Origin of the sequence: Acetobacter senegalensis (genome assembly GCF_001499615.1) — a bacterium.
GTDB classification, from domain to species: Bacteria; Pseudomonadota; Alphaproteobacteria; order Acetobacterales; family Acetobacteraceae; genus Acetobacter; species Acetobacter senegalensis.
The window spans coordinates 434,135-457,326 of sequence record NZ_LN606600.1; the positions used below are offsets into that span (position 1 = coordinate 434,135).

Genomic DNA, 23,192 nt, shown 5'->3' on the forward strand with positions numbered 1-23,192 from the left:
TCCTCCTACACCTCTGAACGGTCTGGCCGCACCTGAAACAACTCCTTACTTGGTCAGAGTTTTTCTTCTCACGCAAGCACTGTTCTTTGGCCGCACAGCCGCTTAAACAGGAACACATGGTGCCAGCTTCCTTCTCCTCCCTTCTGCCTGAGCCGGACAGCCCGACCACCCCGGCGCGGCAGCGGCAAAGGGTGTCTGTTCTGCTGCCCATGCCGTTTCCCGGCCCGTTTGATTACGCCGCCCCCGCCGAGATGCCGCTGAAACCGGGGGACATTGTGGTGGTGCCGCTGGGCCGCAGGCGTGAGACAGGCGTGGTGTGGGAATCAATCCCCGCCCTGCCCGCAGATTTTGCCCCCCCGCCACAACGCACGGTAGAAGCGGCCCGCCTGCGCCCGGTGGCTGAACTGCTGGACCTGCCGCCTCTTTCTGCCGAACTCCGGCATTTTATTGACTGGGTAGCGGCCTACACGCTCTCGCCCCCCGGCATGGTGCTGGCCATGACCTTGCGGCTGCATATGCGGGGTGTGCCCACCCCAAGCACTGGCTGGCTGGCCGCCTCCCCTTTGCCAGAAACTCTGCGCATAACCCCCGCCCGGCAAAAAGTGCTGACCCTGCTGCAGGACGGCACGGCCCGCACCACCACGGATATTGCAAATGCCGCAGCCGTGGGGCCGGGCGTAGTGAAGGGGCTGGCCGATGCCGGAGCCCTGAAAGCCGTCAAACTTGGTCCGGAACGCCCGTTTGATGCGCCGGACCCGCACCACAAACCACCCGTGCTGGAAGGGGAGCAGGCAACCGCAACCGCCGCCCTGCGCCAGACCGTGCAGGAAGGCGGCTTCTCCGTCACGTTGCTGGAAGGGGTAACGGGTTCAGGCAAGACGGAAATCTATCTGGAAGCCATTGCCGCCTGCCTTGAACAGGGCAAACAGGCACTGGTGCTTCTGCCTGAAATTGCGCTTTCCGCCCAATGGATGCAGCGCTTTACCCGCCGTTTTGGCACCCAGCCCGCCATCTGGCATTCTGAAATTGGGCAGCGCGCCCGGCGGCTGACATGGCACGCAGCAGCGGATGGCAGCGCCACAGTGGTGGTTGGCGCACGCTCCGCCCTCTTTCTGCCGTTTGAAAAACTCGGCCTGATTATTGTGGATGAAGAACACGAATCCCTCTTCAAACAGGAAGAAGGGGTGATTTACAACGCGCGGGACATGGCCGTGGTGCGCGCGCGGCTTTCCGGTTTTCCCATCATGCTGGTATCTGCCACCCCCAGCCTTGAAACGCTGGCCAATGTGGAAGCTGGCCGGTACCGCCACCTTGTTCTGCCCTCACGCCATGGGGGAGCATCGCTGCCGGAAACCCGGATTCTGGACATGCGGGACCACCCGCCACCACGCGGGCTGTTTCTCTCCCCCGCCCTGACAGAAGAAATGACCGCCACCTTTGAGCGGCAGGAACAGGCCATGCTGTTCCTCAATCGCCGGGGGTATGCGCCGCTCACCCTCTGCCGCGCCTGCGGGCACCGTATGGAATGCCCCCATTGCACCGCATGGCTGGTGGAACACCGGGCCAAAAAACTGCTCTCCTGCCATTATTGCGATCACACCGAGCCCATGCCCCCCGCCTGCCCCACCTGTGGGGCGGAGAACAGTCTGACCGCCATTGGCCCTGGCATTGAACGCATTACGGAAGAAGCCAGAAACCTGTTTCCCGATGCCCGTATTCTGGTGATGGCGAGCGATACGCTCGGCGGCCCTGCCGCTACGGCGGAAGCTGTCGCCAAAATCTCTCGTCGGGAGGTTGATCTTGTTATCGGCACGCAGATTGTCGCCAAGGGCTGGCATTTTCCACATCTGACTCTGGTTGGCATTGTGGATGCTGATCTTGGCCTTGGCGGCGGAGATTTACGCGCTGGCGAGCGTACCATCCAGCTTCTACATCAGGTGGCAGGTCGAGCAGGGCGCGCCAGCACACCGGGGCGCGTGCTGTTGCAAAGTTACACGCCGGAACACCCGGTAATGCAGGCACTTCTGTCTGGGGATTTTGATGCCTTCATGGCGCAGGAAGCCGCACAGCGCCGCCCCGGCTTCTGGCCGCCTTATGGTCGGCTGGCGGCCCTGATCATTAGCGCGGAAGACGCCAGGGAAGCCGATGCAACGGCCGCCGAACTTGGCCGTAAAGCGCCGTATGGAGAGGGCATACAGGTGCTTGGCCCTGCCCCTGCCCCCATTGCCGTTCTACGCAACCGCCACCGCCGCCGTATTCTGCTGCGCACTGTCCGCAGCATTGCGGTGCAGCCCATCCTCCGCCGCTGGCTGAGCATGGTCAAACCCGGCAAAGGCGTGCGTGTGGACGTGGATATTGACCCGGTCTCCTTCCTGTAATGAACCAGGAAAGCCGAAATAACCAGAAACCTATTACACTATTACTGCAATAATACGCACGTGCTCTCCCTTCCTGCCTGAACAGCCTGTGTTTATTGTCAGAAATGTCGGTCCACACCAAAACAGTCAGAATCTGTTTTGTGAAAGAAAGAACGTGTCCGCTATTTTGAATGCCGCACGATCAGTCATTTTATAAACATAATTTTCTCTTCAATAGAGCCGCGAGCCTGTTTGAAAAGCCAGCAGCCCGATGGCTGGACCAGCGCTGGAAAAACAGCTTACAAGCCATACCGCATAAACCACCATGCGTCTCACCGCCCTGAACAGGCACACCCCTAACGGCAGGACACCACCGGCATATGATGGACAGGCAGCTTTTGCAGCCCGGAAAAACATGCTGGCGTGTTGAGGATGCCGACCGTTTTTCCGTTATTATTGATGCTGCTGATTATTTTGTGGCGGCCCGTCGCGCCATGCTGGAGGCCCGGCACAGCATTCTGCTGCTGGGCTGGGACTTTGACCCGCGCATAAAATTTGGCGAGCCCGAAAAAGGAGAGCCCGCCACGCTGGGTGAGTTCATTCTCTGGCTTGCAGAAAGAACACCCACGCTGCAAATCCGGTTGCTCCGTTGGGATACGGGTGCACTCAAGTCCCTGCTATGCTGGCGCTCACTGCGCACCCTTGCCCGCTGGGCCATGCACCCCCGTATTACCTTGCGGCTGGATGGAAAACACCCGTTCTCGGGCTCGCAGCATCACAAAATTGTCGCCATTGATGACCAGCTTGCGTTCTGTGGCGGAATAGACATGACCGTAGGGCGATGGGATACCCGCGCACATCGGGATCATGACCCCCGACGCAAAAGCCCGGATGGCACAGCCCTGAAACCCTGGCACGACGCCACCAGCATGTTTGATGGAAAAGCAGCCCGCGCCATTGGAGATCTGGCCCGTGACCGCTGGAAGACCGTAACAGGCGAATGCCTACCCCTACCCGCCAGCCGACACACATGCTGGCCCGAGGAGTTTACCCCCGCCTTTGAGACCGTAAAGCTGGGCATAGCCCGCACCATTCCCAAAATGGAAGACACAGCCCCCTGCCATGAAATTGAAGGGGCCTATCTGAGCCTCATCGCCCGTGCACAGCGATTCATTTATGCTGAGAGCCAGTATTTTGCGTCCCGAAAGGTGGCGCACGCCATTGCAAAACGCCTGACGGAAGAAGACGGGCCCGAAATAGTCGTCATCAATCCGCTTTCAGCCGAGGGTTGGCTGGAGCCTGTGGCCATGGATACCGCCCGCGCCAGACTGGTTGAGGCGTTGCAACGACTGGACACGCATGGCCGCTTCCGCCTCTACCATCCGGTAACGGAGGGAGGCGCGCCCATTTACGTTCATGCCAAGGTAACAGTGGTTGATAGCGATATCCTGCGGGTTGGTTCCTCAAATTTCAACAACCGTTCCCTGCGGCTGGATACCGAATGCGATGTCCTTCTCTGCACGGATGAAGGGGACAACGCATCATCTGGCCCAAAAATTGCAGCACTGCGGAATGATCTGCTGGCCGAACATCTGGGCGTCACCCCCGATCAAGTGGCAGACCTGCTGGAGCAGACAGGCTCCCTGATTGAAACCATTGAGCGCCTGCGCTCCCCCGGCCGCACGCTGACCCCTTACCGCGTGCCCGCTCTGTCAGGCATTGAGGAATGGCTGGCTGACAATGAAATTCTGGACCCACATGGGCCGGACGAGATTTTTGAGACGCCGGGCCGAAATAGCCTGTTCAAAGGATGGGCCGCCCTGCGGAGGAAGTGCCGCTCGCGCGGCTGATTCCCCGGCGGCACGCTCGCCGGTGTCGCACTCTGGCAGCCCCAAGGGGAACAAAGGGGTAAAGCCAGACAAAAAAAAGCGGGACCATGCCCGCTTTTTTCATACCGAGGCTATGAGGCCTTGGGCTTATTTTTTAGGCTGCGCGGCATCATTGGCCGGCTTGGCCGTGCTAGTCAGGACAGTGGTAATGGTGTCCCGCAGTACCATGACGCGCACGTTAGGCGCAATTTCAACTTCCACCTCGGCAGCGTCTTCCCGGCTTTTCTGCACAACGCCCACTACGCCACCGGCTGTAACAATACGGTCACCACGGCGCAGGGTTTTCAGCTCATTCCGCAGTTGCTTCTGCCGCTGCTGCTGCGGGCGAATCAGCAGAAAATACATGATGGCGAACACCGCCACAAACGGCAGAAAGGACATAATGCTGGACATGCCGCCGCCCCCTCCGGCCGTTTGCGCGTAAGCTGTGGAAATAAAGAAATCAGACATTATGGCGGGCCTTCCAGAAGGCTGGTTGCATCAACAGAGTGGCTGACCATAATTTTCGCTGCTCGCGCGTCAAGCGTCTGTGTGCGGAATGGCGCTTTCTTCAACGCTCATGTTGGCTTAGGTTTCCGGCCAAAGACCCCGTTGTAAGCTGTAAGGACCCCAGACTGATGGATATGACCACACCCCAGCTTTCTGTTCTGGAACGTATTGCCTCAGCGCTTGAACGCCTCTCTCCCCCGCCCCCCAGCCTTGAGGGCGTGGACAAGGCCGATGCGTTTGTGTGGCATCCGAAGGGGGAAAGCTGCTGCCAGTGGCCCATGTGGCGCATGTGCCCGTCACCCTGCTGCAGGGCGTGGACTCCCAACGTCAGACGCTGCTGGACAATACCGAGCACTTTGCGCGCGGTCTGCCCGCCAACAACGCCATGCTGTGGGGGTCTCGCGGGATGGGCAAATCCTCACTGGTCAAGGGCGCACATGCACTGGTCAACAGTGTGGACGGCAAACCGTGCGAACCCGGCAAGGGCCGCGTGGCGCTGATTGAAATTCAGCGGGAAGATCTGGCCACCCTGCCGGAGCTTCTGGCCATGCTGCGTGAAAGCCCCCGCCGGTTTATCCTGTTCTGTGATGATCTGTCCTTTGAAAAGGAAGACCGTGACTACAAAGCCCTGAAATCCGTGCTGGATGGTGGCATTGCGGGCCGCCCGGAAAATGTCCTGTTCTACGCCACCTCCAACCGCCGCCACCTGATGCCGCGTGACATGATCGAGAATGAACGCGCAACTGCCATCAACCCTTCAGAAGCCACGGAAGAGAAGGTGTCTCTCTCTGACAGGTTCGGGTTGTGGCTGGGCTTTCACGCTTGCCCGCAGGATGTGTTCCTTGACATGGTGCGTACCTATGCGAGAGAACGCGCCCTTCCCATCAGTGATGAGGATCTTGCGGCTCAGGCCAATATGTGGGCCATTACCCGCGGTGGGCGCTCCGGCCGGGTGGCGTTTCAGTTCATTGAGGATCTGACAGCCCAACTGGCGGAAGGCCGCTAGCTCCTTCTCATACTGCCTGCCCATAGACCAAGGAACCTGCTTTATGGCCCTCCCCGTTTTTGGAGGTATTGCTGCTGAACCTGTTGATAGCGTAGCCCACATTATCCAGATTGCCCTGACACCTGTGTTCATGCTGTCGGGCATCGGAACGTTGCTGAACCTGTTCAATACGCGGCTGGCGCGCGTGTCAGACCACATAGAACAGGCCAACGCCCTGCTGACGGATGATAATGATGACATGGTCCGCAACAGGATCCTTGAGCGGCATCTGGTGCGCCTGCACCGCCGCACCCTGATGCTGGATGCCGCCATTCTGGCCGGTGGCCTTGGGGGAGCAGCCTCCTGCGGGGCGGCGTTTGTCCTGTTCATGGGCAGCGTGCGGGACTCTTCAGTGGCAAACTGGCTGGTGTTCCTGTTCGGCGCGGCGCTGGCCTGTACGGTGGGCGCGCTGGGCCTGTTTCTGGGGGACAGCCTGATTTCCTGGCACGGCCTGAAGCGTGAAGGCCCGCTGCCCCGCCCCACGCCAAAAACAGCGTAACGACGCGCTATTGCTTCCACGCCTTGCCTCTTTGTGTGATATGAGGTTGCATGCGTCGCGATACGGCAGCATCAGAGTGACGCAGCCCTGGTATTCATTTGATTGAGGCGAGATGGACCACACCGTTCAGACCGATACCCCAGCCCAAACCGAAACGCACGGCGCGGATCCCCTTAAAACGGACCTTCGGCGCATCCGGTCCAATCCGGATTTCTGGTATCCTGTTGCGTGGTCGAAGGAACTGAAGCCTGGCAAGACCATTGGCACACGGTATGCGGGCACGCCTATTGCCTTGGTCCGCCCGGATGAAGGGCCGATTTTCGCACTTGAAGATCGTTGCGCTCATCGTCAGGTACCCCTCAGCAAAGGCAAAGTAAACGGACAGTCCGTGCAATGCTGTTACCATGGCTGGGCCTATGGCCGTTCAGGCCGCTGCATTGATGTGCCTTATCTGGGCAAGGGCAAACTGCCCAACGGCGTGCGTACCTTCCCCTGCCGGGAACAGGACGGCCTGATCTTCATCTTCCCCGGTGATCCGGAAAAAGCGGATACAGTTCCGCTCGCTCCGCGTCTGGCCCGTGTGGGAGACGCTGGCTACAAGACCCGCTCCTTCGGGCGGGAAGTAAAATGCCACTACAGTTTCATGCATGAAAACCTGATGGATATGAACCACCAGTTCATGCACATGAAGCAGATGGGCCAGATGCGCCCGCGCTTTCTGGGCCAGAAACGCGAAGCCGGTCTGGTGGAAGCGCGTTATTCCTTTGCCCGCACAAGCGGCAAGCAGCCTTTGGGTGAAGCACTGATTTTTGGCGAGCGTCGGGATTCTTCCGAGAAGTTCCAGCACCGCGATGTCATGACCATCCGCACGGAATATCCGTATCAGACCCTGCGCATCCAGACAGGCGATGAAGACCCGGTGATGGATCTGTGGATTGTCTATACCCCGCAGGATGCTGAGGAACTGACAAACCGCACATTTGGTCTGCTCTCCGTCAAGCGGCCCAAAATGCCGGGTGTTCTGGAACTGGCATGGCCGTTCCTTGTCGCCTTCACGGAACGGATTTTTGCCGAAGACCGTGAAATTGTGGAACTGGAACAGAACGCATGGCGCGAACTGGGCGGAGACCACAATGTGGAGGTCTTCCCTGTCATCAACGCCCTGCGGGGCCTGCTGGCAGAATGTGGGGTTCCACCCGCACCCGCCAAAAATGCATGATATCGTCTCGTTGATGCTTGAGGCGCCGCCCTACCGGCTGCGCCCCCTTCTGCCAGATGATGCCACTGCCCTCCACCGCCTAGTCAATGACTGGGAGGTGGTGCGCATGCTCAGCCGCCTGCCCTTTCCCTACCCGCGTGAACTGGCGGATGACTGGATTGCCTCCACCCTTGACCAGCACCGGGCACGGGAAGGCTACCATTTTGCCATTCTGGACGCGCAGGACCGTTTTCTGGGCTGCGTGGGTCTGCGCATTGAAACCCTGCCACAGGTGGGGGGCGTTGGCGTACTGGGCTATTGGGTTGGCCGCCCCTACTGGGGGGCTGGCGTTGCCTCCAAGGCCGCAGGCCGCGTAGCCCGCTGGGCCTTTGCCAATCTGGATATCACCCGCCTGCGCGCCACTGTTGCAGAAGATAACGTGGCGTCCGCCCGCGTGCTTGCCACCGTCGGGTTCAAGCCCATTGGCACGGACAAACAGATGTTTGTGGCGCGGGGCAAGGACTACCCTGTGCAGATTTTTGAAATGACACGCGCAGACATGGATCACACCACCCACCCGAACCCGGAGCCTGCCACAGTGCGGCGGCTTGTTCTGGTTTCCGCTGCGGCGCTGATTGACAAGGAAGGCCGTATTCTGCTGGCCCGCCGCCCGGAAGGAAAAAGCATGGCCGGGCTGTGGGAATTCCCCGGTGGGAAAGTGGAAGCCGGAGAAACCCCGGAAGCCGCGCTGATCCGTGAACTGGAAGAGGAACTGGGGCTGGACGTTTCACGCGCCTGTCTGGCTCCTTTCACCTTTGCCTCACACAGCTACCGTGCCTTTAATCTGCTGATGCCGCTTTATCTGTGCCGCAGATGGAGTGGCACCCCTACACCGCGTGAGGGACAGGCGCTGGCGTGGGTTGCCCCAAAAGATCTCGGTCAGTATCAGATGCCTGAAGCCGATTTGCCGTTTATTCCGCTCCTTCAGGAACTGCTGTAGCTTTTTCCGTATCCGCCAATCAGGCGGCGCAGAGTGGGTGAGAGAACATTTCTCTCTCCTCAGCTCTGCCGCACGGCGCGGAGAAGTTTTTCCAGCAAGGCTGCCGGGTCATACAGGATGCGGCAGCCGTCAGACACAACCCGATAAGTGCCCCCGTCCAGTGGGGTTGTGTCTGCCCATGAGGGCAAACCGAAGCTCAGTTCAACTTCATCCCCTTTTGCCGCAAACCAGACCCTGCGGGACCAGACCGCGCCGTGATCTTCATCCTGTATTTGCTGCGGCAGGCCCATCTCTGCTGGCCATGCAACATCCTGCACCCACGCGCCATTTTCACGATAACCTTCCGGCGCGGTGGTCAAGATCATGATGTCCATATCAGACTCAGCACGTGCCGCGCCTCTGGCATAGGAGCCGACAAGAGCCACGCCCTGAACGGTGGGCTGTGTCAAAGCCCATGAGACCAGAGCCTGACATACGGCGGGCGCATCCATCTGCTTTCTCCTTGAAACGCTTGTGTCATCCTCTTTTATGGAGGCTGCTTGTAAAGGTTTTTATCAAGCCTCCCTCTCGGCACAACGCTGGTGCCGCTCTATTCCACTCTTGACGAAACACAGAGCAGTTCGCATAACCATTTCTGTCTGGTGCTTTTATTTTCCCGCGCTGGGCCCTCGTGATTTGTACGGCCGGCTTGCGGCGAGGTAAAACAGACGCGCTAAAGAGGCTTTGGGCAGGCGTGTCCTGTCCCATGGTTTCCACGGTCAGATGAGCAAGTATGACTGAAGCGGAAACACCTCATTGTCCGTGCTTCTCTTCAGGCCATCATGAGCAGGAAAGAACCGGATACCTCATTATGAGTGAAAACAAGACCCCTTCCACCTGGCGCCCCGCAACCCGCCTGCTGCACGCAGGCCTGGAACGCACGGAATTTGGTGAAACCAGTGAAGCCGTGTTCCTGACCTCAGGCTTTGTGTATGACAATGCCGAGCAGGCCGCCAAAACCTTTACGGGTGAGGTGGAGCACTATCAGTACAGCCGCTTTGCCAACCCCACCGTTACCGCGCTGGAACGCCGCCTGGCCGACCTTGAAGGCGCGGAAGCCTGTGTGGCCACCTCCACCGGCATGGGCGCAGTTTCCTCCGCTCTGCTCTCTCACGTCAAGGCTGGTGAACGGGTTGTGGCCTCCCGCGCGCTGTTTGGCTCCTGCCACTGGATTGTGGCTAACCTGCTGCCCCGTTACGGCGTGGAAACCGTGTTTGTTGATGGGTCAGACCTGAACGCATGGGCAGAAGCCCTTTCCAAACCCACCGCCGCCGTGCTGCTGGAAAGCCCGTCCAACCCCATGCTGGATGTGCTGGACATCCGCGCCATTGCAGATCTGGCCCACAAGGCAGGCGCGCTGGTTGTGGTGGACAACGTATTTGCCTCCCCCATTTACCAGAAGCCGCTGGAACTGGGGGCTGATGTGGTTGTGTATTCCTGTACCAAGCACATTGATGGGCAAGGTCGCGTTCTGGGCGGTGCCGTGCTGGGCCCCAAGGAGTGGATTACCGAAACACTTCAGCCCTTCACCCGCAATACCGGCAACGCGCTATCTCCCTTCAATGCGTGGGTCATGCTCAAGGGGCTTGAAACACTCTCCCTGCGAGTGGATGCCATGACGCGCAACGCTGCCGCCGTGGCTGATTATCTGGCGCAGGCACCGGGTATTGTCAGCGTCCGGTATCCGGGCCGCAAGGATCACCCGCAATATGAACTGGCCCAGCGCCAGATGTCTGGCGGCGGTAGCCTGGTGGCGTTTGAAGTGGCAGGCGGGCAGGAAGGCGCATTTGCGTTCATGAACGCGCTGCAACTCATCGCCATTTCCAACAATCTGGGGGATGCGCGTTCTCTGGTCACCCATCCGGCCACCACCACCCACATGAAGATCGGGCCGGAAGAACGGGCACGGCTTGGCATCTCCGATGGCGCCATCCGCTTCTCCGTCGGGCTGGAAGACAGTGCAGACCTGATTGAAGATCTGGCCCGTGGCGTAGCGGCCCTGCCCCGCAGCTAAACAGACCGAGCTTACTCTCCCTTTCTGCCGCGCCGTGGCAGAAAGGGCACAGGCGGCTTCCCTGCTGCGCGTGTTCATGATAGGGGCAAAGCACAGTTGCTGCCTGTTTTGGCACTGCCTTCCTCTTTTTTGTGCACAAGACACGCCATTCCACGCATCAGGAGCAGGAGAACCCATGTCCGACTGGTCGGCTTCACCGCCCATGTCCCATGATCCGGAAGACGCCTTGAACGAACTCTTCTCTTCAGTTCCGGCCTACGAGGCCGTAACTGAGGATGTGCGCGTCTGTGTGCAGGTGTTCTGGCTACCCGACCAGTCTGAACCTGATGAGCACATGTATTGCTGGGTGTATCGCATTCGCATTGAAAATGCAGGCTCCGCCACTGTGCAACTCACAGAACGCACCTGGCACATCACGGATGCCTCCGGCCGCACAGAATATGTGCATGGAGAAGGCGTGGTGGGTGAACAGCCCGTCATCCGTCCGCAGAACGGGTTTGATTATACCTCTGGTGTGTCCCTCACCACGGCTGGCGGATTCATGCGTGGGTCTTACCACATGCGGGACCTCAATTCAGGCCGCCGGTTTGAAATCGCCATTCCGGCCTTCAGTCTGGATAGCCCGTTTCAGATCCGGCAGATCCATTAGCCCCCCCTTCATTCCATAAGACAATTGCTGGAGCTTGGCATGAGCAGCGACTCTCTGCCCGAAAACGATAACCGTCCGTCACGCACGGAAGCCGAACAGGCCGTTCGCACCCTGCTGCGCTGGGCCGGGGATGACCCCACCCGTGAAGGGCTGCATGATACCCCGTCCCGCGTGGTGCGTGCGTATGAAGAATTCTTTGAAGGGTATGAAACAAACCCCCGTTCCCTGCTGGAACGCACGTTTTCAGAAGTGGAAGGGTATGACGAGATTGTCCTGCTGCGGGACATCCGGTTTGAAAGCCACTGCGAACATCATCTGGCCCCCATTATCGGCCGTGCTCACGTAGCCTATCTGCCGCGTAGCCGGGTTGTGGGCATTTCCAAGCTGGCCCGTGTGGTGGATGCCTTCGCCCGCCGCCTGCAAATTCAGGAACGGCTGACCGCCCAGATTGCCAACACCATCAACGATGTGCTGGAACCTCATGGCGTTGCGGTTATCATTGAATCCAGCCACGAATGCATGACCACGCGCGGCGTGCATCGCCCCGGTGTGTCCATGGTTACCAGCAGCATGCTGGGCGTGTTCCGCACCAATTCTGACACGCGGCGCGAACTGATGGCCATGCTCAATCGTCCCAGCGCCTGCGAATACTGAGAAACGACTGAAAGGCCTGCCTGATTTGTCTGGCAGGCTTTTTCTTTCTTATGGCAGGGGCTTTTTAAGCCCCAAAAGGGCCACATCGGCCCCGCGCCTGCTTTTTTCCAAGACAAGTTCCACGGTCAAAGTAGCCGTCTCCTCTTTCCAAGGGACGCCGCCGCCTTGGCACCCGTTTGCGTTTTCTTGAAACGCCGATGCCCTGTCAGAAGGAAATCCTTCCTCACGCTTGCCATAACCTGCTTGAACAAACGTGATGAACACCGGGCCGGGCAGGTATATCTGCCTCAGCTACCGCTCCTGATCAGTCGGGAGCTCTTTCGGTCACGTGATAGGTAATGGCCACGCGATCATCATGATGCGGGTAGCGCACTTCCGGCACAATCGTCACGCCGATGTTCTTCTTCACATACATGGCCTGCACGGATTTTTCATCACTCAGCACTTCTGCTGGTGTGACGATGCCGCCGGGCTGAATGTGAAGCGCCTTACGCAGGTTAGCAGTGGAAATATGCAGGTTGCCGGTAAAGTCCGCGCTTTCCAGCTTGAGAGGACGGACCGGATCAGCAGCAGCGCCCGTTTCCTCAACCGTCCACTCCACAATCACGTCCTTGCCGTTGATCTTGAGGTTCTGGTGGAATTTCCCGCCCACATTTTCCTGCTGGTAGACTTTCATCACATCCTGCAATCCCTCGGTAATGCGGGATTGGGAAATGGTGTCTCCAACATGAAAGGGTACTGCCGCCATCAGACGGTTTGAGGGAATACGCTGGTTACCGGCAATGGTGAGCTGCTTCAGAACCAAGGGCTTATTGACGGGCGGGAGTGCCGTCGTTTCCTTGCTCTGTGGCGTCTGGGATGGTGCATCAGACGGCGGGATGGAAGTTGGCGTTTGCGCCCATGCCGGAATGGCTGCCCCCAGAAGAGAGAGCCCAATTACGGCACAAGGTACGGCGTTACGCATCAAAACTGGCTCCATCCTGTTGAAAATACACCGTTATGATGCACAACAGGATGGAGATGCCAATGCACTAAATAGAGACTGATGCTCCCAAAACCGTGATGAACTGCGCCAGCCAGGCGGGGTGCGCCGGCCATGCAGGCGCTGTTACCAGTTCGCCATCAGTCACGGCATCCGTTACCGGAATATCGGCATAGGTCGCGCCCGCCAGTTCTACTTCCGGGCGGCACGCCGGATAGGCAGAAACCTTACGCCCCTTGATGATATCCGCCGCGGCCAGAAGCTGCGCGCCATGGCAGATGGCTGCCAGAGGCCGATCAGCAAAGGCTTTGACAATCTCGATCACGCGCGGGTTCATGCGCAGATGCTCCGGTGCACGCCCACCGGGCACAACCAGCCCAATATAATCATCCGTATCAACGTCCTCAAACGTGGCGTTGAGCGTGAAATTATGGCCGCGTTTTTCGCTGTAGGTCTGCGCGCCCTCAAAATCATGAATGGCGGTTATCACGCTGTCCCCTGCCTTTTTGCCGGGGCTGATCACATCCACTTTGTAACCCAGCATCAGGAGCGCCTGATACGGCACCATGATTTCATAATCTTCAACATAGTCGCCTGCCAGCATCAGCAGTTTTACAGCATCATCAGCCATGGTGGTCTCCTTCGCTCAGATGTTCCCGCAGGCGGGGCATCAGTTCCACAAAGTTGCAGGGACGGTGCCGGCTATCAAGCTGAAACACCAAAATATCGTCCCATCCGTCCTTCACAGCGCCCGTGGAACCGGGCAGCGCAAACAGGTAGGTGCCGTTCGCCACACCCGCCAGCGCGCGTGACTGGATTGTGGACGTGCCGATTTTCCTGTAGGATAGCATCCTGAAAAGTTCGCCAAAGCCTTCAATGCGCTTTTCAAGGACGTCCTCAAACGCTTCGGGCGTCACATCCCGGCCGGTCACACCTGTACCGCCGTTGGTTATGACAACATCAACCAGAGGATCGTTTATCCAGTTTCTAAGCTGTTCTGTAATCTGCTGCACATCATCCCGCACAATGGTGCGGTCCGCCAGCACATGACCCGCGCCTTCAATGCGGGAAACCAGTGCCTGGCCTGATGTATCGGTCTCCAATGTACGTGAATCCGATACAGTCATGACTGCAATACGCACCGGCAGAAACGGGCGGGTTGTATCAATCTTGCTCATAAGAGTGGGGTTATTCCCTTTAGTTTCTGATGCAGCAACGCATCACTCGTCAAAAAAATACAGACCAGCGCCCGAAAATCACCATCAAACACGCATATTGGGAACCAAACCATGTAAAAATGTTTTAATCCGAACCCCGCCCTCTCCAAAAACGAAAACTTTACTTCGGCGAAGTTTCTTTAATCCACGAGAAAAAATCAACACATCATGGCACTCTCTTCTCCTGGCCTTTCTTCCTTTTGCGCGCTTTCCCTTACCTGTCTGCTTGTTTCGGCCTATTCCGGTCAGGCTCATGCCCAGATCCTTACGGGCGGCAACAGTTCGGTCGGGCTCTGGCCCAGTCTGGAAGCCAATAATGAAGCCAGCCCGGTAGAAGATCCCGGCCCTCTGTTTTCTGCCCCCTATGGCCACAACCATTTTTTTGGGGACTGGTGGGGCGCACAGCCATGGCTGCTGGACCACGGCATTCATATTCTGGCTGACGTGCATGAAGAACTGGCAGGCAACTTCAAAGGGGGCCGCAAGCAGGGTGTCACCAACGCCGGGCAGGTTGGGGTGGAACTGGATGTGGACTGGGGCAAGCTGACCAACACCAAACTGATGGACGGGTTCTGGACCCACATGATGGTGGTGAACGGCCACGGGCGGAACCTGAGCACGGATTACATTGGTGATTCCATTGGCGGTGTGCAGCAGATCTACGGTGCGCGTGGGAACGTGGTGGCGCATCTGGTCTATCTGTATGGGGAGCACTCCTTCCTGAACAATCATCTGGATATCAGTGCAGGCTGGATTCCGGTTGGCAGCTTTTTTGCCGCCTCCCCCCTCTACTGTATGTATATGAACGTGGCGGTGTGCGGTAACCCCGCCCCCAACAAATACACGGAAGGCAACCGGGACTGGCCCTCCGGCAACCTGGGTGCTGTTGCTCGTGTCATGCCCACAAATGACACTTATATTATGGCTGGTTTGTTTGCCGTTTCTCCCCATGCCTTCAACGGTGGTATTTCCGGTTGGGCATGGGCACAGGACGGCTTGGGCAAATTTTCAACCCCGGTTGAAATCGGCTGGATGCCGTCCTTCGGCAAGGACAAGCTGGTAGGCCATTACAAAGCCGGGTACAGCTACGATAACTCCAAATACAAGGATCTGTATGAGGACGTGAACGGCAACCCATGGGTGCTGACCGGCCAGCCTGCCCGTTACCATGCGGGCCGTGCCAGCGCCTGGGTGCATGCAGACCAGATGCTTGTGCGCAACGGAGAAGGCCCCACCAACGGCCTGATCGCCATGGCTGGCTATATGTGGACGGACGGCAAGACCACCGCCATGTCCCACCATATCTGGACCGGCATGCTGGAAACCGGAAAGCCATGGGGCCGCCCGCTGGACAGCATTGGCGTCATGTATCAGTGGCTGAACATGAGCCGCACGGTGGCCTTGCAGCAGGAGGCCTCCATTTTTGGTGGCCAGCCCTTCCAGTCCAACCAGTGGGGGCAGGTATGGGGCGTGCAGTCGCACGAAAACATTTACGAATTCTTCTATAACGCCCATGTGGCCAACGGGCTGACCCTTCAGCCAGACTTCCAGTATATCAACCGCCCCGGCGGCACCACCACCTTCCATGATGCCGCCGTTATGGCGCTTCAGTTCAACGTGGTTCTGTAAACTCCGCCAAGGGTTGCAGGGTTAACGCCCTGCCACCCAGCGTTGCAAAGGTTTCTGCCCGGCAGGTCAGCACCAGAATCTGGAAGCGTGTGGCGGCATCAGCCAGCACATCAAACACGCGCTCCAGCCGCAGGGAATCAGAAAAGCTCAGGGCATCATCCAGCACCAGAATGCTGCTGCCCTGCCGCGCATGCAGCAGTTCTGCAAAGCCCAACCGCACCAGAACGGAAATCTGCTCCTGCGTGCCATCCGAGAGCTTGTTGAACTCCTCCGCCTGCCGGCGTGTAAGCGCCTCCACCCCGAAGCTTGTATCAAACGCCACGCTGGCACCCGGAAAAACGGCCGAAAAAGCAGGCTGAATGGTGCGCCGTAACGGGGCCAGATAGCGTTCGGTCTGGGTTCGCTCTGCCTGCCCCAGCGTGTTTTGCAGCAGCACAAGCGCTGCCCGCTCCCGTTCACAGCCCTCGCGTTCAAGGCGCAGGCGCTCTACGGCACGGCGGGCCTCGGCTATCTGCTCATCCACCCCTTCGCCTTCTGCCAGACGCACGCGGGTTTCCCGCCCGCGAATATCTTCCCGCAACCGGGTGATGGCAGTCCGAGCCGTATCCAGAGCCTGCTCGCGCCGTCTGATACCGCTTTCCACCACGGAAAGAGGTTGTTCCTCCTGCCGAGCCTGCGCCAGTTGTTCCACGCGGGCCTGTGCGGTGGCCTGCGCGCGCTGCGCCTCCTCAGCCCGTTGGGCAAGAGCCTCATCTGCTTCCCGCGCCACGCTCACGGCCTGCTCACGCTGAAGATGCTCCAGCGCCTGCGTTAGCGCACGCAACGCGGCATCCGCTTTGTCCTGTTCAGCCTGAAGCACAGCACAGGCAGCCTGCTCATCCCGTTCGGCGTGACGAGCATTCTCGGCCTCGCGCGCGGCCTGGTCTTCGGCCTCAGCCGCCTGATCAGGCGTCAGGAGCGTATCAGCACCACACGGCGGCACGCCGTCAGCGTCGGCTGTTGCCCCCTCTCCCTCAGCAATACTTTCCTTACGGGCCAGCGCCAGATCAGCATCCTTTTGCATGATCGTCTTGCGCAACGCCGCAAGCGCCTGGCCGCCGTTATCGCGCGCCAGATCGGTGCCGTCTGGCAATGTCGCCCTGTAAGCAGCACGCGCTTCCACCAGACGAACTTCCGCCTGTCGATGCTCCTCAAAACGGTGCTCGGCCTCCGCAACATTCTGGCAACCAGCCTGTTGCAGCAGGGTTTCCAATTGGGCAAGGGTGGCCTGAACCTTACCCTGCACGTCGTCCTGTTCCTGCCGGGCTGGTGTGATCTGAAACTGCCCGACACCTTCAATCTGTACGGTAGTAATGGCGGTCAGGCGTATTTCTCCCTCACGGCAGGGGGCGCCGTTCAACGTCACGCGCTGCGCTGCTTCGGGCAGCAGGGCCATGCTCAGAACAGGGGCGTTTGCCTCCAGCAAGGCAACTGCCTGCTCATGCTGCCGCGCGGCCTTGCGAATACGCTGGATGCTCGCTTCATCCACGCGCAGAGCCGCCAGAATAGCCTGTTCCTGCTCCAGCCGCGCAAAAGCGGCTTCCGCACGATGCAAAAGCGCCCGCTCCTGCGCCAACGAGTCCTGCATCTGCTGCAACGTCGCGTGCCGGGCCGCCACCATACGCTGCTGTCTGCGGTGCTGGTGATGCTGTTCAGCCTGTTCCCGTTTCTGACGACACAGATCAAGGCATCTCCGAGCCTGCCGCACCTTTTGCGCCAGCCCATCCAGCGTCTGCTGGCTCTCGGCACACGCGCGCTCAAGGTGCAGTTGCCTTACCTTATTTTCCTGCCGCCTTTCCTGTTCCTGCCGCGCGCTTGAACAGGCCGTAATGGCAGCGGTCAGTGCCGCACGGGCGGCGTGTTCCTCGGCATCCAGCCGCAGCACCTTGTCCCGCACAAGGCGCAATTCTTTCAGCGCGGCTTCTTCATGCGCCCTACGCTCCGGGTCTTCCTGCTCCCGCAGGATGCGGCGCGCCTGTTCCAGCGCCACCAGATCTTCCTCCAAAGCCGCTTTACGCGCTTCAAGAGTTTGCAAACGGTCCTGTGCGGCCTGTTCCTGCTCCAACGCCTGTTTGTAGCGGCCTGTCGGTTTCCCTGTAGAGGCTGTCTGCAACAGAAGCAGGCGGTCCCGCACTTTAGCCAGTACGGCACTGGCCGCAGCACCGCCCACGGCTTTTTCCACGCCCTGTTCAAGGCAATCCCGCAAACTGGCATGCCCGGCCTCATTCAGGTTCGGCTGGGTAAAACTTTCTCCCTGCCCCACCAGCAACGCATTCCATAACCCTGCGGCCTCGCCTTTCCCTGCGTCCGCCAACCCCAGCAGATCCCGCAGCTTTTCTTCAGCCTGATCCCCTTCAAACTGCTCCGGCCCCAGCCGCAACCGCGCGCAGGTTTTGTTCAGAAACCGTTTTTCCAACGTGCAGGCCATACCCTTCCAGGTAAAACTCAGGGCCACATGCGGCGCGCCTCCGCCATAGGGTGCAAACCCCTTGATCACGCTGCTTTTGGAAGAATGGCGCAGGGTCAACGCCGCCCGCAACGCCAGCAACAATGTGGATTTTCCGGCTTCGTTCGGGGCAGCCAGCACGTTCAGCCCCGGCCCCAGCCCATCCAGCCTTACGGGCGAAGCAAAACGGCGAAACCCTTCAACCTGCACATCAGTCAGGATCATGCTGCCTGCCCTCCCACTTCGTTCCAGAACAGAAAAAGCCGTTGCAATGCATCGGCAGCCACTGCGCCTTCCTCTCCTCCGCCCTGCGCCTGCTCAAGCAGCACCTCCGCCGCCGTGCGCACGGCCCCACCGGGGCCAAAGCGTTCCAGATCATCCAGCCCGGCAGAAAGCTGTGGCGCGCCAGACAGGCGCAGACACGCCACCGCCCCGCTCAAACGGCGGATGATGGTGCTTTCATACAGCGCCATATCGTCCACATTCAGCAAACCGGAAACCACCAGCCATACCAGAACAGCCCCCGGATTATCTGGTGCCACACCACGCACACGGGCTTCCAGCGCGTGAATATCCTCGGCGTTGGTTAGGGTCACATCCTCAAACTTTTTCCAGACATAACGCCCGGTTCTGTGCCGGGTAACCTCTGGTTCGGCGCGTGGGCCACGCAGGTTTACCACCAGCGCCTCGCCGCCACCGCCACCACCGGCCCCAAAACGGTCTGTCTCCGGCGTGCCGGAATACGCCGTGCGGGCATCAATCTGGCAGAACCCGTGCCAGTCTCCCAACGCCAGATAACTCAGCCCCGCCTTTCTGGCGCGGTCTATGGCAACCGGATTATGGTCGGCTTCCTCTCCATTACCAAAGCCGGTTACCGAGCCATGGGCCAAGCCAATCCGCAAGGCATCCGGCGGGGTGGGCGCTTCATCCATATAAGCCGTCAGATCACTCAGCACATGGCGGCGCTGGAGCACGGCAGGCAGCAACCATGCCTCTTCAGCCCCCACCAGCCGAACGGGGCCGGGTTGCCGATGCACCGTCACGTTTTCCGGCACGGCTCCCTCACGCAGCAGCCGGGCCCAGACGCCTTCCGGTGTATCCGCATCATGATTGCCGGGAATAAGGTGCCATTGCACATCGGCAAACTGGCGCATGCGCTCCATGGGCTGATGCAGGGTTTTCTCGGTTGGAGTTTCATGCTCGTACACATCCCCCGCCACCAGCACATGGGCAGCCCCTTCCTGCCGGGCCAGTTGCCCCAGCCGCCTGATCACCTCCACCCGTTCGGCCTGAAGGGCGCCCAGAGTGTCATCATCCGCAAAACGGAATGTCCGGCCAATCTGCCAGTCAGACGTGTGCACAAATTTCATCACATGATCCCATCCGGCCTTATTCCTTCCCTTGAACATCACATTCCGAAGAAGAAAACCATGGCGGGTGCGCCTTTGTGACACCTTATTCAGGTGCCATAAAAGAAGGCAGGCTCTAGGGTTACGGGCCCCGAAAGCCGGAGGCGCGGGGTCTTGCGCATTCCACGCAACCCCGACCAGCGTTACAGGCATCACGCCAGAGTTTATATTTTAATTTAATAGACTTTATACCAATAGGAGTCGGGGGCAGGCTGGTTTGAGTCGCGCATGTCTGGCGCAAATGGTTTCGAGTAAAGCGGCACGGGCGGAAAAAGGATGAGTATACAACACCCAGCCGCCTCTACTGTCGGCTTCTGGAAAGGCGTGCGCCTTCCACTGCCCAAAGGCGTGTTTCCGCCGGGCTGGTTCCTGTTCTGCCTGCGCACATGGCTTTCCGCCGTGCTGGCATTGAGCACGGCCTTCTGGCTGCAACTTTCCTCCCCCGGTTCCGCCGCCGTAACCGTGATGATTCTGGCGCAGCCCCTGCGCGGGCAGGTGCTCTCCAAGGCGGTATACCGGCTGGCTGGCACCATGATCGGCGCGTTTGTGGCCCTGTTCCTAACCGCCTGCTTTAATCAGGAGCGCGGCGTGTTTCTGGGGGGCGTGGCGCTGTGGCTGACGCTGTGCACCATTATCGGCACGCTGGAAAAAGATTTCCGCGCCTATGCCGCCATGCTCTCCGGCTACACCGTGGCCATTGTGGGTATCAGTTGCATTGATAATCCGGCAGCCGCCTTTGATGTCACGGTTAACCGCGTGTCCGCCATTATCGTGGGGATTGCCGCCACTGCCGCCGTAAACGACTTTTTTGGCTCCCCCACCGCCTTTGAAAAACTGGCCGCCAACCTCCACCGCACAGCAGACATGGTGAAGCGCATTGCGCGTGAGGCCATAGCGGGCCACGGCATTCCTGATGAGACAGCCTGCGCCGGGCTGGCAGGCGAGATCATCGCCCTGACGTCTCAGGCCTCCTTCGCCAAAACGGAACTGCCCGATGCCCATGTGCGGCTGGCCGGGGCACGCTCCGCCATGGTGGCCCTGCTGGAAATGCTGAGCTGTAGCCGCGCCATTGCTGCTGTTCTGCGGCGCGGAGAAATCTCCGGCCCGGTGCTCAACCATATCCGCACAGCTTTTGGAGATGGCACGCCCGTCGCCTCCCCCCGTCAGGCCGTGCATGATCTGGAAGATCTGGCGCGGGAAGCCCATGCCGAGGAACTCTCCCGCGGGCCGACACTGGATGAGGCGTGGCTGATTGAACGCTCCATGGCCCTCCTTTCTGATGCCCGCTGGGCCGCGGACGGCATTGATGCCTTCGAGAACGGTCGCCGCGCCCGCACAACCGCGCCCGACCTGAAAATTGACCAGCATCAGGACGTGATTGCCGCCCTGCTGGCCGGGCTGCGTACACTGGTCGGCTTTACGGTCGCCGCCGGGCTGTGCGTGATTTCCGATATTCCAGCCACCTATACGGCGCTGTCTCAGGTGGCCATTATTCTTACGCTGGCGGCCACCACCTATAACGCCCGCGGCTTTGGCATGGGCGCGCTGATCGGCACCCCTCTGGCCGTTGCGGTTGCGGCAGTCCTCAATTTTGGCGTGCTGCCGCATGGGGCGGACATGCCGTTTCTGGCCATGGCCATTCTGCCCGTTATTTTCGCGGCCTGCCTACTGCTGCTCAACCCCAAGACCGCCACCGTGGGGTTCAACGCCGGCGTGTTCTTCTTTGTCATTCTGGGCGTGGCGAACGAACAGAATTACGAGCCCTCGGCCTTTATTGACCGCAATGTGCTCTATCTGTTTTCGGCCATCATCATCTTCATTTCACTGGTGCTGCTGCTGCCGCCCTCCGCCAACCGTCGCCGCTTCCGCGTGGCGCTGACAATCGGGCATGATCTGCGGCTCCAGTTTGAAGGGCATGGGGAGCAGGCAGGCTCCGCCCTGATCAGCCGCCATTATGATCGCCTGTGCCGTATTCTGGAATGGAACAGCTACCTGCCCTCCAACAAGGCCAAGACCCGCGTGTTCATGCGGCTTTCCAGTCTGGATGAACTGAACGTGGAACTGGCCCGTGCACGCCGCCATCTGCAACGTGCCGCCACCATTCCCGCTATCCGTGCAGATGCGGAGGCCGCCTACCGTTCCACCATCATCTACAATATTGATGCCGCCGTTTACCGCATGCGCCACAAGGCCCGCCTGCTGCTTGACCACAGCATCACCCTGCCACATGGCCAGATGGCCACGGCACTGGCGGCTGTCTCCGCCATGGTGGGGGCCATCCGGCTGCTGGAACATAACCGCTCGGCCCTGCATCTGTATGATCTGCTGCCGCTGCCTGACCAACGCTGGAAGGCCACCTGATGGAACTTGACCTCAGGCCCGTTCTGGATGTGGGGGGACTGCTTGTGTCCTCTTTTGTGGTGCATGCCGGGCTGGCTATTGCCACGCTGCTGATCCTGAGCCCCATTCTGGCAAAAGTGCGCGCCCGCCGCGTGATCTGGAACCTGCCACTGGCTGAATTCGGGCTGCTTGTCTGCCTGATCGGCCTTTATACTATTCTGCTGTGAAAGGACTTTCCCACCGTGTTTGAACGCGCCCGCCGCGCCCTGCAGTTTGTCACGACCGGGACAATCCTTGCCATTGCCGCCGTTGTTGCCTTTGTGCTGTGGGACTATTATACCGCCGCGCCCTGGACCCGTAACGGCCAGGTGCGTGTACAGGTGGCAGACATCGCCCCCCGTGTTTCCGGCCAGATTATTGATGTGCGCGTGCGGGACAACCAGTTTGTCCACGCAGGCGATGTTCTTTACGATATCGATCCTTTTGACTTCAAGGTCGCGCTTGCAACGGCCACTGCCCGCGTGAATGAGCGGCAGGCGGACATGGTGCTGAAAGACACCCAGCAGACCCGGCGTGACAAACTGACGGAAGCTGCTGCCTCGCGGGAAGAAAAGCAGGTGTATCAGGCCACGGCAGACATTGCCAAAGCCCAGTATGGGGAGGCTCTGGCCGCGCTCTCGCAGGCCAAGATCAATCTGGACCGAACCCATGTTCGCAGCACGGTGACAGGCTATGTCACCAACCTGATCATGCGTGTAGGGGATTTTGCCACGGCGGGGCAACCCAACATCCGGGTGATTGATGCGTCATCCTACTGGGTGGATGGTTATTTTGAAGAAACCAAGATCCGCGCCATTCATGTCGGGGACCGCGTGCGCATGGATCTGATGGGGTACCGCGCGCCCATGTGGGGCCATGTGGTAAGTATCACCCGTGGTATTGCAACCCCCAACGCAACACCCGCCACGCAGGGCCTGCCCTCGGTTGATCCGGTTTATACGTGGGTGCGGTTGGCCCAACGTATTCCGGTGCGTGTTCACATTGACAGCATTCCCCCCGGCACCCAGCTTGCCGCGGGCATGACAACAACCGTCACCGTTGTGGGCAGCAAAGGCAAACGTGCCCATGATACGCTGACTGAAACCCTGAACCGCCTGCATGACACCCTTATGGGAGGCACAGGAGGCAGCGGCACCCACGACTGACAACCCTACGCATAAAAAACGGTCCCTGTAACAACACGGGCCACCCGGGTATTTTTATGAAGACTTGGGCCGCCCACGGTGCAACGCCAACT

At 59.5% G+C, this 23,192-nt stretch carries 19 protein-coding genes, 1 pseudogene and 1 riboswitch; of the genes and pseudogenes, 13 read left to right on the forward strand and 7 right to left on the reverse strand.

The window, feature by feature from the left end; translation table 11 throughout:
* The first annotated feature begins 116 nt into the window (after nucleotides 1-116).
* On the forward strand, nucleotides 117-2,378 hold the full coding sequence (locus ASN_RS01875; RefSeq protein ID WP_058987040.1) for a primosomal protein N': 2,262 nt from the start codon (nucleotides 117-119) through the stop codon (nucleotides 2,376-2,378).
* A 359-nt stretch (nucleotides 2,379-2,737) separates the two neighbouring features.
* Nucleotides 2,738-4,207, forward strand: a complete 1,470-nt coding sequence (locus ASN_RS01880; RefSeq protein WP_058987041.1) for a phospholipase D-like domain-containing protein — start codon at nucleotides 2,738-2,740, stop codon at nucleotides 4,205-4,207.
* 126 nt (nucleotides 4,208-4,333) lie between these two features.
* Here the strand turns inward: ASN_RS01880 and yajC are convergent, their stop codons facing one another.
* The gene (yajC, locus tag ASN_RS01885) at nucleotides 4,334-4,699 is read right to left on the reverse strand and encodes a preprotein translocase subunit YajC (protein ID WP_176364820.1); all 366 of its coding nucleotides are present in this window, start codon (nucleotides 4,697-4,699) and stop codon (nucleotides 4,334-4,336) included.
* A 170-nt stretch (nucleotides 4,700-4,869) separates the two neighbouring features.
* Here yajC and ASN_RS01890 point away from each other — a divergent pair.
* From ASN_RS01890 to mutT, 4 genes and pseudogenes are all read left to right on the forward strand, one after another.
* Nucleotides 4,870-5,741: pseudogene (locus ASN_RS01890) on the forward strand (ATP-binding protein).
* A 43-nt stretch (nucleotides 5,742-5,784) separates the two neighbouring features.
* Nucleotides 5,785-6,279, forward strand: a complete 495-nt coding sequence (locus ASN_RS01895; protein WP_006559280.1) for a DUF2721 domain-containing protein — start codon at nucleotides 5,785-5,787, stop codon at nucleotides 6,277-6,279.
* A gap of 112 nt (nucleotides 6,280-6,391) precedes the next feature.
* Nucleotides 6,392-7,498: an aromatic ring-hydroxylating oxygenase subunit alpha gene (locus tag ASN_RS01900; protein WP_035379555.1), complete on the forward strand. Its 1,107-nt coding sequence runs from the start codon at nucleotides 6,392-6,394 to the stop codon at nucleotides 7,496-7,498.
* Nucleotides 7,491-8,477 (forward strand): 8-oxo-dGTP diphosphatase MutT, encoded by a 987-nt coding sequence (mutT, locus tag ASN_RS01905; protein WP_058987042.1) that lies wholly within the window; start codon nucleotides 7,491-7,493, stop codon nucleotides 8,475-8,477. Before ASN_RS01900 ends, mutT begins: the two co-directional genes overlap by 8 nt.
* Before the next feature lie 59 nt (nucleotides 8,478-8,536).
* On the opposite strand, the gene ASN_RS01910 is transcribed toward mutT, so the two are convergent.
* Nucleotides 8,537-8,968: a nucleotidyltransferase domain-containing protein gene (locus tag ASN_RS01910; RefSeq protein ID WP_058987043.1), complete on the reverse strand. Its 432-nt coding sequence runs from the start codon at nucleotides 8,966-8,968 to the stop codon at nucleotides 8,537-8,539.
* A gap of 166 nt (nucleotides 8,969-9,134) precedes the next feature.
* A riboswitch (SAM riboswitch) is annotated at nucleotides 9,135-9,214 on the forward strand.
* Between the two features lie 113 nt (nucleotides 9,215-9,327).
* On the opposite strand from ASN_RS01910, the gene metZ reads away from it, so the two are divergent.
* From metZ to folE, 3 genes are all read left to right on the forward strand, one after another.
* Entirely contained in the window at nucleotides 9,328-10,530 is a 1,203-nt protein-coding gene (gene metZ / locus ASN_RS01915; protein WP_039905454.1) for an O-succinylhomoserine sulfhydrylase, read from the forward strand.
* 175 nt (nucleotides 10,531-10,705) lie between these two features.
* Complete coding sequence (gene apaG, locus ASN_RS01920; RefSeq protein ID WP_035379548.1) at nucleotides 10,706-11,179, forward strand: Co2+/Mg2+ efflux protein ApaG; 474 nt, start codon at nucleotides 10,706-10,708, stop codon at nucleotides 11,177-11,179.
* 39 nt (nucleotides 11,180-11,218) lie between these two features.
* Nucleotides 11,219-11,833, forward strand: coding sequence for a GTP cyclohydrolase I FolE (gene folE / locus ASN_RS01925; RefSeq protein ID WP_058987044.1), 615 nt, complete (start codon nucleotides 11,219-11,221; stop codon nucleotides 11,831-11,833).
* A gap of 304 nt (nucleotides 11,834-12,137) precedes the next feature.
* Here folE and ASN_RS01935 read toward each other — a convergent pair whose 3' ends face one another.
* The 3 genes from ASN_RS01935 to moaB all read right to left on the reverse strand — a co-directional run bounded on the left by ASN_RS01935 (nucleotide 12,138) and on the right by moaB (nucleotide 13,993).
* Nucleotides 12,138-12,797 (reverse strand): POTRA domain-containing protein, encoded by a 660-nt coding sequence (locus ASN_RS01935; RefSeq protein ID WP_058987046.1) that lies wholly within the window; start codon nucleotides 12,795-12,797, stop codon nucleotides 12,138-12,140.
* Nucleotides 12,798-12,864: 67 nt separating this feature from the next.
* On the reverse strand, nucleotides 12,865-13,446 hold the full coding sequence (locus tag ASN_RS01940; RefSeq protein ID WP_006559878.1) for a DJ-1/PfpI family protein: 582 nt from the start codon (nucleotides 13,444-13,446) through the stop codon (nucleotides 12,865-12,867).
* The gene (gene moaB, locus ASN_RS01945; RefSeq protein WP_006559877.1) at nucleotides 13,439-13,993 is read right to left on the reverse strand and encodes a molybdenum cofactor biosynthesis protein B; all 555 of its coding nucleotides are present in this window, start codon (nucleotides 13,991-13,993) and stop codon (nucleotides 13,439-13,441) included. Before moaB ends, ASN_RS01940 begins: the two co-directional genes overlap by 8 nt.
* 207 nt (nucleotides 13,994-14,200) lie before the next feature.
* Here moaB and ASN_RS01950 point away from each other — a divergent pair, with 207 nt between their 5' ends.
* Nucleotides 14,201-15,661, forward strand: a complete 1,461-nt coding sequence (locus tag ASN_RS01950) for a carbohydrate porin (protein WP_058987047.1) — start codon at nucleotides 14,201-14,203, stop codon at nucleotides 15,659-15,661.
* Here the strand turns inward: ASN_RS01950 and ASN_RS01955 are convergent.
* Entirely contained in the window at nucleotides 15,645-18,371 is a 2,727-nt protein-coding gene (locus tag ASN_RS01955; protein WP_058987048.1) for an AAA family ATPase, read from the reverse strand. The genes ASN_RS01950 and ASN_RS01955 overlap by 17 nt on opposite strands.
* Nucleotides 18,368-19,516: a metallophosphoesterase family protein gene (locus ASN_RS01960; RefSeq protein WP_058987049.1), complete on the reverse strand. Its 1,149-nt coding sequence runs from the start codon at nucleotides 19,514-19,516 to the stop codon at nucleotides 18,368-18,370. The genes ASN_RS01955 and ASN_RS01960 overlap by 4 nt, the downstream gene beginning before the upstream one ends.
* Before the next feature lie 315 nt (nucleotides 19,517-19,831).
* Between ASN_RS01960 and ASN_RS01965 the strand changes: the two genes are divergently transcribed.
* Genes ASN_RS01965 through ASN_RS01975 form a run of 3 tightly spaced genes read left to right on the forward strand, consistent with a single transcriptional unit; the run spans nucleotide 19,832 to nucleotide 23,100 of the window.
* On the forward strand, nucleotides 19,832-21,916 hold the full coding sequence (locus ASN_RS01965) for an FUSC family protein (protein WP_058987050.1): 2,085 nt from the start codon (nucleotides 19,832-19,834) through the stop codon (nucleotides 21,914-21,916).
* Nucleotides 21,916-22,122, forward strand: coding sequence for a DUF1656 domain-containing protein (locus ASN_RS01970; RefSeq protein WP_006559760.1), 207 nt, complete (start codon nucleotides 21,916-21,918; stop codon nucleotides 22,120-22,122). Before ASN_RS01965 ends, ASN_RS01970 begins: the two co-directional genes overlap by 1 nt.
* 15 nt (nucleotides 22,123-22,137) lie before the next feature.
* Complete coding sequence (locus ASN_RS01975) at nucleotides 22,138-23,100, forward strand: efflux RND transporter periplasmic adaptor subunit (protein ID WP_006559761.1); 963 nt, start codon at nucleotides 22,138-22,140, stop codon at nucleotides 23,098-23,100.
* The last annotated feature ends 92 nt before the right edge of the window (nucleotides 23,101-23,192 follow it).

What these genes read in the sequence shown, in the direction of transcription:
- metZ (WP_039905454.1), top strand. Translation starts at nt 9,328, where the DNA reads ATGAGTGAAAACAAGACCCCTTCCACCTGGCGCCCCGCAACCCGCCTG.
- ASN_RS01940 (WP_006559878.1), bottom strand. Translation starts at nt 13,446, where the DNA reads ATGGCTGATGATGCTGTAAAACTGCTGATGCTGGCAGGCGACTATGTT.
- ASN_RS01965 (WP_058987050.1), top strand. Translation starts at nt 19,832, where the DNA reads ATGAGTATACAACACCCAGCCGCCTCTACTGTCGGCTTCTGGAAAGGC.
- ASN_RS01935 (WP_058987046.1), bottom strand. Translation starts at nt 12,797, where the DNA reads ATGCGTAACGCCGTACCTTGTGCCGTAATTGGGCTCTCTCTTCTGGGG.
- mutT (WP_058987042.1), top strand. Translation starts at nt 7,491, where the DNA reads ATGCATGATATCGTCTCGTTGATGCTTGAGGCGCCGCCCTACCGGCTG.
- ASN_RS01880 (WP_058987041.1), top strand. Translation starts at nt 2,738, where the DNA reads ATGATGGACAGGCAGCTTTTGCAGCCCGGAAAAACATGCTGGCGTGTT.
- apaG (WP_035379548.1), top strand. Translation starts at nt 10,706, where the DNA reads ATGTCCGACTGGTCGGCTTCACCGCCCATGTCCCATGATCCGGAAGAC.
- folE (WP_058987044.1), top strand. Translation starts at nt 11,219, where the DNA reads ATGAGCAGCGACTCTCTGCCCGAAAACGATAACCGTCCGTCACGCACG.
- ASN_RS01970 (WP_006559760.1), top strand. Translation starts at nt 21,916, where the DNA reads ATGGAACTTGACCTCAGGCCCGTTCTGGATGTGGGGGGACTGCTTGTG.
- ASN_RS01875 (WP_058987040.1), top strand. Translation starts at nt 117, where the DNA reads ATGGTGCCAGCTTCCTTCTCCTCCCTTCTGCCTGAGCCGGACAGCCCG.
- ASN_RS01900 (WP_035379555.1), top strand. Translation starts at nt 6,392, where the DNA reads ATGGACCACACCGTTCAGACCGATACCCCAGCCCAAACCGAAACGCAC.
- moaB (WP_006559877.1), bottom strand. Translation starts at nt 13,993, where the DNA reads ATGAGCAAGATTGATACAACCCGCCCGTTTCTGCCGGTGCGTATTGCA.
- ASN_RS01910 (WP_058987043.1), bottom strand. Translation starts at nt 8,968, where the DNA reads ATGGATGCGCCCGCCGTATGTCAGGCTCTGGTCTCATGGGCTTTGACA.
- ASN_RS01960 (WP_058987049.1), bottom strand. Translation starts at nt 19,516, where the DNA reads ATGAAATTTGTGCACACGTCTGACTGGCAGATTGGCCGGACATTCCGT.
- ASN_RS01955 (WP_058987048.1), bottom strand. Translation starts at nt 18,371, where the DNA reads ATGATCCTGACTGATGTGCAGGTTGAAGGGTTTCGCCGTTTTGCTTCG.
- ASN_RS01950 (WP_058987047.1), top strand. Translation starts at nt 14,201, where the DNA reads ATGGCACTCTCTTCTCCTGGCCTTTCTTCCTTTTGCGCGCTTTCCCTT.
- ASN_RS01895 (WP_006559280.1), top strand. Translation starts at nt 5,785, where the DNA reads ATGGCCCTCCCCGTTTTTGGAGGTATTGCTGCTGAACCTGTTGATAGC.